Here is a 226-nt window from a genome sequence, read left to right on the forward strand (position 1 = left end):
CAGTAACAGGTATTACATCTCCAATAGATGCTAATAACCCAGTAACATTAGATGATGGAACGGTAGTTTCATTAAATCCAGATGGTACATTAGAGGTTACACCATTTACAGATAGTACAGAGCCAGTAAACTTTACTTATACAGTAGCCGATGAAGATGGTTTAACTGATATGGCAGATGTTGCCATTACATTTGATCAACTTGCACCAGTTGCAGATGATGAAGT

General features: G+C 37.2%; 1 protein-coding gene. It reads left to right on the plus strand.

Annotated elements, in window-relative coordinates; all coding sequences use genetic code 11:
- Positions 1-226 (plus strand): cadherin-like domain-containing protein (locus tag Q0762_RS13975; protein WP_298767754.1); only part of this gene is annotated, 226 nt, incomplete at both ends.

The organism is uncultured Polaribacter sp., from assembly GCF_947495205.1.
In the GTDB taxonomy this organism is placed as follows: domain Bacteria; phylum Bacteroidota; class Bacteroidia; order Flavobacteriales; family Flavobacteriaceae; genus Polaribacter.